Here is an 11,439-nt window from a genome sequence, read left to right on the forward strand (position 1 = left end):
CTGCGGCTTAGAACTTATAGCTCATGCCGCCGTACACCGTACGTCCAGACAGGAAGTAGTCGTTGTTAGTCGCGACGTAATCCCGCTTTTCGTTGGTCAGGTTAGTAAGGCCTAGCTTAAGATCCACATTTTTAACAGGCGTGTAGGTGGCACCGATATCCACGGTGTTAAAGCCGCGTGTCTTGCTGACTTCTTTATCAAACAGATATTGGTTACCGGTGTACTGGTAAGCAATATAAGTCGATAGATTATTCAGCGCCTGCCAGTTCAACTGCGTGTTAACTGTGTTTTTCGGTGTCTGCTTCAGGCGCATTTTGGTGGTGCGGTCTTCGGCATCGACAATAGTCCAGTTAGTGGTCCAGTTTAGATCCTCTGTCACATCGACCCAGAATGAGGTTTCAATCCCCTGAATTCGCGCTTTATTCACATTTTCGTAGGTAAGGTGCGTCGCGACTCTGTCCCAGGTCTGAACCTGAATCATGTCTTTAATATCGTTATTAAAGAGTGTAACGCCTGCGCCAAAGCGTTCAGCTTCATAAGCGGTACCAATTTCATAGCTGATTGATGTTTCTGGCTTCAAGTCTGGGTTGCCGACGGTCTGGCAACGGCCACGGCAGGCGGCTATAGCATACGATTCCGCTGATTGTGCAATTGAAGGCGCTTTAAATGCTTTGCTGACACCACCCTTTACCACCCAATTGTCGGTGAGATTATAAGTGGCATAAGCACGCGGGCTGAATTCTGTGCCGTACGTCTCATGTTTATCGACACGCCCGCCGAAGGTTAATGCCAGATCAGAGAGCTTGAATTCGTCTTGCAGGAAGAGCGCGCCCTGGCTCACGTCAATGGTGCCGTTTGGCAAGTTCATGCTGTGTTTCAATGAGGTCAGGCGATATTCTCCGCCACCGGTTAGCAGATGATCGCCCAGATAGCCGGAAACCTGTCCGTCAACCGTATGGTTGTCCTGCGTAATATCTGCTTTGCCATTATTGAGTTGGGAATTATCCATCAATTCCACGTTTTCATAGAAATAGCGCAGGCGGGTATCGACGTTATCCCAACTGCCGTTGTGTGTTAATCCCAGCCCCAGACGTTCCATTTTTTGAATGTTACGTACAGCCGTACCATAGTTATTCCAACGTACGTCACGGTCGTCTTTGGTGTATGTGGCGTCGAAATCAAGGCTTTGTTGGGCATCAATCAACCACGTTAAATTTCCCATCACACTGTAATTATCACGTTTTTCTAGCGCATCGGTATTCTGATTCACCGACTGTTCAGTTTTCCACGCATCACGTTTTCCACCGTCGGCCAGCAGGCTCCCCAACAGCGTGTTTTCTATGAGTGGCCCGCTGATGTAGCCATTCAGGCGGTTATGGTCACCACCCGATCCTTCCGTTGGCGCTTCAAAGTTATAGCCAATTTCGCCTTTCAGTTCGTTGGTCGGTTGATTCAGGATAACGTTAATGACACCACCCAGTGCATCGGCACCGTACAGCGATGACATTGGTCCACGGATCACTTCAACACGATCGATCGCTGAGATAGGAATCGCGCTCAGATCGAAATCATTCCCCATGTTGCCAGCAAGCGCATCGCGGGAGTTAACCCGACGACCGTTGATGAGCAACAAGGTATAGTCCGCTTTCATACCACGGATTTTGATTTCGTTACGCCCATAGCTGGTAGACGGGTTGATATTAATGCCCGGCAGCTTTTTCACCGCATCGGAAACGTTATTCACCGACATCTTTTCCAGTTCGGCATGAGTGATGACAGAGACGCTGGCGGGCGCGCTCAGCGTCGTGTGTTTCGTCTGCGTGGCGGTCACGACGATTTTTTCATCTGCCGCGTTTTCTGCCTGTGCGAGCGCAGGCAGTGCCAGTAGTCCGGTCACCAGCAGGGCGTTATACACCTTGCTGTGTGGGAAATGATGATGTGAAAAACGACTTTCCGATTTTAGCTGCATGTCAAAAACCCCATCAAAGAGTGGAAAAAACATCCCCGTAAATAAATTGCGTGCTGTGTTACGTGTATTGCCGACCCACTCGTACGTGAATCGATCGGTTTATTGCCCTGTATACCCGTCATACTTCAAGTTGCATGTGCGTTGGCTACGTTCACTCACCCGAATCACTTACCTGAGTAAGCTCATCGGGATTCCTTCTCTTGCCGCCTTCCTGAAACCCGAATTATTTAGGGTATTGTCTGTGCCGTTTGGCGTGCGGTCATCTTTCGGCTGCGTTCAGCCAACTGTGGAATCAAGCGCATGGTCAGCAGCATGGCAGCCAGCGCAAAAACGGCGCTGGCGATGGCGAGCTGTGCGAATCCGTCAATTTTTCCCTCTGCTGAGGTACTCAGATAAGCGGCAGAGGTGACGCTGGCAAGCCCCGATGCCACGTTGGCAGCGGTACCCTGATAGGACATGAACGCGGCGCGCTGATGCGGCATTGGAATACCTGCGGTAATTGCCAGCGTGCTGCTGGAACGCGCGGCGCTGAGCGCCATGAATAGGGTGAACACCAGATACAGGGAAAGCGAAAAGGGCAAAACGAAGCCGCAGAGAATGACAACGGCTAGCAGTAGCGTCGTTACCACGATCGTCCGGCTGGCATATCCTCGATCCAGCAAATTGCCGCACAATTGCATGGTCGCCATGCTTGCCAGTCCGCCGCAGAGATAAAGCAGAGAAATATCATCCCGTGGGAAAGCGAGATTGAACTGAAAATAGTTGGAAAAGTGGGGGATCAGCAGGAAATGTCCGAACATTTGTAGCGAAATTACCGTCAACCCCAGCACGAAAAGAGGGGAGACTAGCAGGTCATGTAGTATGGAGGTTGGCGCTTTATTGAGAGCAAGATCTTGCTGAGTTGGGTGCGTCGGCGGCATGGAAGGAAAGAGCCACAGCACTAACAAAACCAACAGCAGGCCGCCGATGCCGAACGTATAAAACGGTGCTTGCCAGTTAATACGGTGGGCTAACTCCAGCGACAGCGGCATGATAACAATGGCCGCGAGTGAAAAACTCATGCCGACATAGGCCAACTGCTTTCCGCGTTCGTTGGGCGGCACAATATCGACAACCGCCGCCATCAATACGCCGGATGCGGGCCCGGCAACACAGCCAGCCAGAATGAATAGCAGCAAAAGATCGGTTTGGCTGGTGGCAAACATGCAGGTTGCTGTCAGGCCGAAGCGCAGCGTCAGTAGAACGAGCAGCGCATGTTTACGGTTAAATCTGTCCAGATAAGGCGCGGCGAGGAAGCCGATGATGGCAGAAGCAAAGGTTGCACCACCGCTAATGTAGCCGATGTTCTTGGCATCCATGGACAGAGCGCTGACGAAATCAGGGCCTAACGGCATCACCATCATCAGACTACCGAGAGAAAGCATGTTGATAAGCAACGCCAGATGCACAACGGATCGGGTGTGCGGGCGGTACATGCTTTCATCCATGACAGGCTCACATTTAGACACAGTTAGTAAAATATTTGCGCAGTCTAGCGCAGCTTAATTTCATTGACAATGAATGATAACTGTTTTCATTATCATCTGTGAGGTAGGTTTTATAATCAATTCATTTCTGTTGCTAACCATTATCCATTCTGAAACATGCACAAAAAAATTGATTAACATCAATTTAACCCCTAATTACTGGGCGTGAATTACCATTGTGTGGAAGGATTGACCGAACACGTTACTTCAGTGTAATTTAACTGCGCTTGATATAAATGATAATGATTTTAATAATCATTGGTATTTAATTTGCGAGCGCAGGAGCTGTCTTGTGGATACACTGATTACAGAAACTGAAGCATCTAGCGAGCTAACCTATTCGGAACAGACCGCTTTTTTATATGCATCGGAACACCGAAGCCTTTCTACTTCTGGCTTATTTGAACGTATTTCTTCCCCTGTTTGTGTTCCGGGCTCGCACGATGATGGGCTCAGCCCTGCCATCGCGCAGGCATTCCAACGGGCACGTCAGGCAGGGCAATCGCTGCCTATTGTTGTGGGAGCGATTCCTTTTGATACCACGCAACCATCTTGTCTCTATATCCCTGATAGTTATACCATTACGACGAAATCTGAACTCGTCAGCCGTGCTCGTAAGCACAAGACTGCGGCACCAAAAGCGTTAACGCTAAACAGTGTCCCGGACGAAAGTCAGTTCAAGTCCATCGTGGCAGAGGCCGTTGAGCGTTTCCGCCGTGGTGAACTGAGCAAGGCAGTGCTGTCACGTATTCTGGACATTGAACTGGCTAGCCCTGTTAAGGCGCAAACGATCCTCAACAACCTGATGGTGCAGAATGCGGGGGGATACCACTTCTCGTTGCCGTTGCCGGATGGTTCGGTATTACTGGGCGCCAGCCCGGAACTGCTGTTGCGTAAGCAGGGGAACGTGGTTGTCTCTAATCCGCTGGCGGGATCGGCGCGACGAATGAACGATGAACATCTCGACTATCTGAACAGTCAGCGTTTGTTGAATTCTGGTAAAGACAAGCACGAGCATAAGCTGGTGGTGGACGACATTCGCCAACGCCTGATGCCGCTGTGCACGTCGTTGACCATTCCATCGGCTCCCTCGCTGATGAGCACCGCCTCAATGTGGCACTTGTCCACCGCGATCGGCGGTGAACTGGCAAATCCGAATATGACGGCACTTCAGGTCGCCTGTCAGCTCCATCCGACCCCCGCACTGTGTGGTTTCCCTACCCAGGAAGCACGCCAACTGATCGCTGAACTGGAACCGCACGATCGTGGTGTATTCAGCGGTATCGTCGGCTGGTGTGATGCCAACGGTGATGGCGAATGGGTGATCGTCATTCGCTGCGGCACCATCAAACACAATAAGGTTCGCCTGTTTGCTGGCGCAGGCATTGTTGAGGCATCCGTCCCCGAGGATGAATGGGCTGAAACCGCCGCTAAATTAAACACGATGTTGAATGCGTTTGGGCTTAACTCTGGTGTGGATGGACTATGAGCATTGAATTTACGCCTTGGCCAGAGGAACTGGCACAGCGTTATCGCGACAAAGGATACTGGGTCGGCCTGCCGTTAACGGATGCCTGGGAGCGTCATCTGACGACTCAGCCGGATGCGGTTGCCGTCGTGTGCGGCGAACGTCAGTGGAGCTATCGCGAACTGGATCGGCAATCTTCCGCGCTGGCATCGCGCCTGACGGAAAGCGGCCTGCGCGGTGGTGACACCGCGCTGGTGCAGTTGCCGAACGTGGCCGAATTTTACCTGACCTTTTTTGCGTTGCTGAAAATGGGCGTCGCGCCGGTTAACGCGCTGTTTAGCCATAACAAGCTGGAGCTGCTGTCATACGCTACGCAGATCGAGCCGCGCTTGCTGATCGCATCAGCCGAACATCCGCTGTTTGGCGACGGTGAGTTTCTGGATCGGCTACAAACGCAGGTTCCTAGCCTGAAAACGGTAGTGATGCTCGGCGACAGTTCGCTGGGGCACAGTCTGACGGACTGGCTGCAACCTCATGCTTCGGCCAGTAAGTATCAGCCTTCCGCGTCTGGGCAGGTCGCCTTCTTCCAGCTTTCTGGCGGCAGCACTGGCACGCCGAAGCTGATTCCCCGCACTCATGATGATTACTACTACAGTGTGCGGCGCAGCGTGGAAATCTGCGAGCTAACGCCACAGACCCGCTACTTGTGCGCGTTGCCCGCGCCGCATAACTTCCCGTTAAGTTCTCCCGGTTCACTGGGCGTATTTTATGCTGGTGGACGGGTTGTGCTGGCATCCGATCCGGGAGCAATGACCTGTTTCCCGCTGATCGAACGTCATCAGATCGATATGACTTCGCTGGTGCCGCCTGCTGCCGCGCTGTGGATCCAAGCGGCAGAACAGTTTGGTGAAGCGCTGCGTAGCCTGAAGATCTTGCAGGTGGGTGGGGCGAAGCTGAGTGAAACCGTCGCCCGTCGTATTCCGGCGGTGCTGGGCTGTCAGTTGCAGCAGGTGCTGGGGATGGCGGAAGGGCTGGTGAACTACACCCGACTGGACGACAGCGACGAGCACATCTTTACCACACAGGGTTACCCGATGAGCCCGGACGATGAAGTGAAGGTGTTAGACCGAGACGGTAATCCGGTGCCGAGAGGTGAGGCGGGGCTATTGGCGACGCGCGGCCCGTATACCTTCCGTGGCTATTACCGCAGTCCAGAGCACAATGCCCGTGCTTTCGACAGCGACGGCTTCTACCACTCGGGCGATGTGGTGCAGATGACCGAAGAGGGCTACTTGCGCGTAGTCGGACGGGAAAAAGATCAGATTAATCGCGGCGGTGAAAAGATCGCTGCCGAAGAAATCGAAAATCTGCTGCTTAAGCATGACGGCATTCTCCATGCCGCGCTGGTGTCCATGCCCGATCCTGTCATGGGCGAAAAAAGCTGCGCTTTTCTGGTGGTCAGCGATTCCTCGCTGAAAGCCATCACGTTAAGAAAATATCTTCGCAATCAGGGTATTGCCGAATTCAAACTGCCGGACCGCTTCGAGATGATCGACACCTTGCCCGTTACACCGGTCGGCAAGATTGATAAGAAATCACTCCGTCAGCGCATCCAGACCCAACTTAGCATTCAAAATAAATAAGGATTTTGTGATGGCAATCCCTTCTATTGCTTCTTATCCCCTGCCGCGCGCACAGGATTTCCCTGAAAACAACGTTTCCTGGGCGTTTGAACCTGAACGTGCGGTGCTGCTGATTCACGACATGCAGGACTATTTCGTGAATTTCTATGGTGTGGATAGCCCGCTGGCACAACAGTTGATTGAGAACATTTCGGCGCTGCGAACCTACTGTAAAGCGCAGGGAATCCCGGTGGTGTATACCGCGCAGCCTAACGCGCAGAGTGCCGCTGACCGTGCGCTGCTGAACGATATGTGGGGCGCCGGACTGAATAATTATCCTGAGAAACAGCGTGTTGTGAGTGCCTTGGCTCCGGATGAGCATGACACGGTGCTGGTGAAGTGGCGCTACAGCGCATTCCATCGTTCCCCGCTGGAACCGATGATGAAAGAGATGGGCAAAGATCAACTGATTATCTGCGGCGTTTACGGGCATATCGGCTGCATGATTACCGCGACGGATGCTTTCATGCGCGATATCAAGCCTTTCATGGTGGGTGATGCGATTGCGGATTTCTCACTTCAGGAACACCAGATGGCGCTGAAATATGTCGCGACGCGCGCTGGACGGGTGGTGAGCACGGCAGAACTTACGGGAGCGAAAATGGCACAGGCACTGACGAAACAAGGATTGAGAGCGCATCTGCTGAGCTTGATCGACGAAGAAGAAGATCAGTTCGATGAAGATGAGAACCTGATCGATTATGGTCTTGACTCGGTGCGCATGATGGCGCTGCTGACCGAATGGCGCAATCAGGGCGTTACGCTAAGTTTTGTCGATCTGGCGCGTAACCCCAGCCTGAATGCCTGGTGGGCGCTGATCGAAAAACAGCAGGGAGCCGCATTATGAAGCCGTTGAGCGTTGCGCAGCACGGGCTGTGGTTAGGCCATGCCCTGAACGATGATAAGGCGACGTTCAACACGGCGGAGTGCATCGCATTTGATGGCAAAGTTGATATTGAAGCCATGCTGAGCGCGATCCGTCAGGCCGTGATGGAGTGCGAGTGCCTGTACTGCCAGTTTGTTGAGGTTGCGGGTGAACATGCAGAGCAACCAGAGATCGGTTTTGTGGCTTCGCAACTGCCCGTTCCGATTGGCGTGCTGCCGATTGTCGAACTGTTGCCTGCACCGATGACGGACGAAGAGCAGACGATACGCCAGTGGGCGCGTGACGAAATCTCCTTGCCGCTGGATTTACTGAACGGATTACCCTGCCGTTTTGCGCTACTGTGCGGTGAAAAACGCGATTTTCTCTACAGTTGCGTTCACCACATTGCATTAGACGGCTTTGGCACCACGATGCTGTTTCAACGCATCGCCCAGATCTACACCGCGCTGACGACGGGGCAGTCTGCTCCAGTGGCCGAGTTTGGCCCGTTCAGTGAGGTGTTGGAAGAGGAAAGGCAGCGCGATGCCAGCGGGCAGACGGCGCAGGCGCGTGATTTCTGGCTGGAGACGCTGCACGCGATGCCAGAGCCCGCCAGTTTCAGCGAGAAGAAAGCGCCGATAGCCGCGCGTTTTTTGCGTCAAAGCTGTGATATGCCTGCGGATCTCTGGCAGTCGCTGACCGCGCTGTGTGAAGGCAATAAAATCAGCTGGCCGGATCTGTTTTTGGCGATGCTGGCGACACACCTGAAACTGGTGTCCGGCAGCGACAGGCTGACGTTCGGGATGATGGTGATGAACCGCATCGGTTCCGCCTCGCTGATGGTGCCGAGCATGCAGATGAATATTGTGCCGCTCTGTATTCAGGTGGATGAGCAGGCAGATTTTGTGACGCTGGCGCAACAGGTTGCCCGTACCAAACGCACGCTGCGTCGTCATCAGCACTATCGCTATGAGCATTTACGCCGCGATCTGAATCGCGTTGGCGGCGAACAGCGTCTTTTCGGGCCGTTGATCAATATCATGCCGTTCGATCATCCGCTCAATTACGGATCGCTGTCATCTAGTACGCTGAATCTTAGCGCCGGACCGGTAGAAGATCTGACGATCGAGATCCATTTCAAACCCGATGGCACACCAGTGTTGGACTTTGATGCCAATCCAGCCTGTTACAGTGCGGAAGCGCTTGCCAGCCTGCAAGAAACCTTGTTCACGCTACTTCAGCGTTGGTTGGCGCAGCCGCAGCAAACCAGCGGTGAACTACTGGGACGCTGGCTGCGTGAAGAACGTGAACTGGCGCTAATCACCAGCCGCGAGCCTGAACCGTTTGTTGAGCCGGTTCTGACGGCGATTGCTAAGCAGGCGCGTAAGAACCCGAGTCATATCGCATTGGCGCAGCGCGATCGGCAATACAGCTATCAGCAACTGCTGGGTCTGAGCGGTCAGGCCGCTGCGGCGCTACATGAGCGCGGCATACAGCCTGGCGAACGCATAGGCATTATGCTGAACCGTAGCCCTGAAACCATTATCAGTTTGCTGGCCGTGATGCAGTGCGGCGCGGTTTATGTGCCGCTTGACCCTGAACAGCCGCGTGAACGTCAGCAACACATCATTCAGATTGCCGGGCTACGTACGATTGTCACGCAGGCGGATTACCAGCATCGGCTGGCCTCCGTCTTTTCTGGTGAAATCGTTCTGGCGGGGCACCTTCTGTCATCCAATGCGCAGGCCGTGGCGCTGCCGACGGCGGAATCGAGAGAAGGCCAGATTGCCTATGTCATGTTCACTTCGGGATCGACCGGATTGCCGAAAGGCGTGGAGATCGGCGCTAGCGCGCTGGATCACTTCACTGCGGCGGCACGTCAGCGCTACGGCCTGAGTGCAGCGGATCGCGTGTTGCAATTTGCTCCGTTTAACTTTGACGCCAGCATAGAAGAGATTTTTGCCACGCTAACCAGCGGTGCGACGCTGGTGCTGCGCACCGATGAGATGCTGGAATCGATTCCCACCTTTGTCGAACAGGTAGACGCACAGGCGATTACGCTGCTCGATCTGCCGACCGCATTCTGGAACGAATGGGTGGTGGGGCTGAAAACCGGCACGCTGACCCTGCCTTCTGCACTGCGCGCTATCATCATCGGTGGTGAAGCTGTGTATCCGGAACAACTGGTGCAGTGGCAACGCCACGCGCCGAATACGCTGCGCTTAATCAATACGTATGGCCCAACGGAAACCACGGTGGTGGCGACCAGCAGTGACTTGCAAACCCAGCCTGCTGACGTGGCGCAGCTTCCTATCGGTCTGCCGTTGGCTGGGGTCAACGCGCTGGTTCTGGCGGCGGGCGATCGTCCTGCGGCGGAAGGTGAACTGGTGCTACTGGGGCCAACGCTGGCAGCGGGTTACATCGGTACGGAACACTCGGCGTTTACGCAGTTGGCGGTGGGCGATCGAGAGCTTCCTGCTTATCGTACGGGTGACCGAGTGCGTCTGGAAAAAGGACAGCTACTGTACCTCGGGCGCATGGATAACGAATTTAAAATCAGCGGCTATCGGATTCAGCCAGGGGAAGTCGAAGCCCATTTGCTGGCGCAACCGGATGTCGATGAAGCCTGCGTGCAGGGCATTGTGTACCCCAACGGTGTGCGACGTCTGGTGGCGTTTGTGGCCACGAAAGAGGGAGAGATCGATGCCCGTGCACTGAAACAACGTCTGAGCAGCGTACTGCCGCCTGCCATGATCCCCACCGATTATCGTGCTTTCCATCAGTTGCCGAAAACCGGATCCAACAAGGTCGATCGCAAGCGTCTGCTGGTGGAATATCACGATGATGCACCGACGCAGGCGCTAGCCAGCGACACCGAGAATCGCGTCAGCGCCATCTGGCAGCAGATCCTCGGTGTGTCGGGGATTCAATCGCGGGATAACTTCTTCGAACTGGGCGGACAGTCATTGCAGACCATCCAGATCGTCAATCGTCTGGCCGCAGAGTTTTCCGTCAGCATCAAAGTCTCTGATGTGTTCGATCATCCACAGCTCAGCGACTTCTGCCGCTATCTGGACGACAGGCTGTCACAGGATGAAAACAGCGTGGAAATGGTGTGGTAGGGAAAATGATGAACAAGGCACAACCTCTTCAGTTTGATTTCAGCGGACAGACCGTCTGGGTAACCGGCGCAGCGAGCGGCATTGGCGAAAGCATTGCCCGCCAGTTTGTCGCGCTGGGCGCGAACGTGATCGGATTCGATCGCGCATTCCAACATAACGTTTCCCCGCATAACGAGCGCCGGTTTACCTGCGTGACGCTAGATATCAGCGAACCGAACAGCGTGGCGGCGGTATGTCGCCAACTGTTGGCGGAAACGGGGCTCGACGTTCTGGTGAATGCCGCCGGGATCCTGCGTTTAGGTGATATCGATGCGCTGAGCGTGGACGACTGGCAGCAGTGTATTAACGTCAATGCCTCCGGCGCATTTTATCTACTGAATGCACTGGTGCCGCACTTTAAGCAGCAGCGCCGCGGCGCGATTGTTTGCGTCGGCTCTAATGCCGCGCATGTTCCCCGCATGCAGATGGCGGCGTACTGCGCCTCGAAAGCGGCGCTCACCAGCCTGTCTCACTGTGCGGGTCTGGAGTTGGCACCTTACGGCGTGCGCTGCAACCTGGTGTCGCCAGGATCGACGGATACGCCGATGCAGCGTGGCATGTGGCACAGCGCCGATGCGGAACAGCGCACTATCGCGGGCTTTCCTGACCAGTACAAGCTGGGGATTCCGCTGGGCAAGATTGCTCAGCCGGAAGAGATCGCCAATACCGTGGTTTTTTTGGCTTCCGATCTGGCCAGCCACATCACCATGCAGGACGTGGTGGTGGATGGCGGGGCAACGCTAACGGCCTGATTTGCTGAGAGAGTGA

Annotated in this window: 7 protein-coding genes; 5 read left to right on the forward strand and 2 right to left on the reverse strand. The window is 54.3% G+C overall.

Annotated features, from left to right (window positions below):
• Positions 1-7 precede the first annotated feature (7 nt).
• Positions 8-1,969, reverse strand: coding sequence for a TonB-dependent receptor domain-containing protein (locus tag KP22_RS19335; protein WP_039325832.1), 1,962 nt, complete (start codon positions 1,967-1,969; stop codon positions 8-10).
• A gap of 227 nt (positions 1,970-2,196) precedes the next feature.
• Positions 2,197-3,444 carry an MFS transporter gene (locus KP22_RS19340; protein ID WP_081926261.1) on the reverse strand — a complete coding sequence of 416 codons (1,248 nt, stop codon included), beginning with the start codon at positions 3,442-3,444 and terminating at the stop codon, positions 2,197-2,199.
• A gap of 343 nt (positions 3,445-3,787) precedes the next feature.
• On the opposite strand from KP22_RS19340, the gene KP22_RS19345 reads away from it, so the two are divergent.
• The 5 genes from KP22_RS19345 to dhbA are packed head-to-tail and all read left to right on the forward strand — an operon-like array spanning position 3,788 to position 11,423.
• Positions 3,788-4,984: an isochorismate synthase gene (locus KP22_RS19345; protein ID WP_039325834.1), complete on the forward strand. Its 1,197-nt coding sequence runs from the start codon at positions 3,788-3,790 to the stop codon at positions 4,982-4,984.
• Entirely contained in the window at positions 4,981-6,606 is a 1,626-nt protein-coding gene (locus KP22_RS19350; RefSeq protein WP_039325837.1) for a (2,3-dihydroxybenzoyl)adenylate synthase, read from the forward strand. The genes KP22_RS19345 and KP22_RS19350 overlap by 4 nt, the downstream gene beginning before the upstream one ends.
• Before the next feature lie 10 nt (positions 6,607-6,616).
• Entirely contained in the window at positions 6,617-7,492 is an 876-nt protein-coding gene (locus KP22_RS19355) for an isochorismatase (RefSeq protein WP_039325840.1), read from the forward strand.
• The gene (locus tag KP22_RS19360) at positions 7,489-10,632 is read left to right on the forward strand and encodes a non-ribosomal peptide synthetase (protein ID WP_039325841.1); all 3,144 of its coding nucleotides are present in this window, start codon (positions 7,489-7,491) and stop codon (positions 10,630-10,632) included. Before KP22_RS19355 ends, KP22_RS19360 begins: the two co-directional genes overlap by 4 nt.
• A 5-nt stretch (positions 10,633-10,637) precedes the next feature.
• Positions 10,638-11,423, forward strand: coding sequence for a 2,3-dihydro-2,3-dihydroxybenzoate dehydrogenase (gene dhbA, locus KP22_RS19365; RefSeq protein ID WP_039325844.1), 786 nt, complete (start codon positions 10,638-10,640; stop codon positions 11,421-11,423).
• The last annotated feature ends 16 nt before the right edge of the window (positions 11,424-11,439 follow it).

Source organism: Pectobacterium betavasculorum, from assembly GCF_000749845.1.
Classification (GTDB): domain Bacteria; phylum Pseudomonadota; class Gammaproteobacteria; order Enterobacterales; family Enterobacteriaceae; genus Pectobacterium; species Pectobacterium betavasculorum.

Coding starts and splice junctions, on each gene's coding strand:
- KP22_RS19335 (WP_039325832.1), bottom strand. CDS start 1,969: ATGCAGCTAAAATCGGAAAGTCGTTTTTCACATCATCATTTCCCACAC.
- KP22_RS19350 (WP_039325837.1), top strand. CDS start 4,981: ATGAGCATTGAATTTACGCCTTGGCCAGAGGAACTGGCACAGCGTTAT.
- KP22_RS19340 (WP_081926261.1), bottom strand. CDS start 3,444: ATGTACCGCCCGCACACCCGATCCGTTGTGCATCTGGCGTTGCTTATC.
- KP22_RS19360 (WP_039325841.1), top strand. CDS start 7,489: ATGAAGCCGTTGAGCGTTGCGCAGCACGGGCTGTGGTTAGGCCATGCC.
- KP22_RS19355 (WP_039325840.1), top strand. CDS start 6,617: ATGGCAATCCCTTCTATTGCTTCTTATCCCCTGCCGCGCGCACAGGAT.
- dhbA (WP_039325844.1), top strand. CDS start 10,638: ATGATGAACAAGGCACAACCTCTTCAGTTTGATTTCAGCGGACAGACC.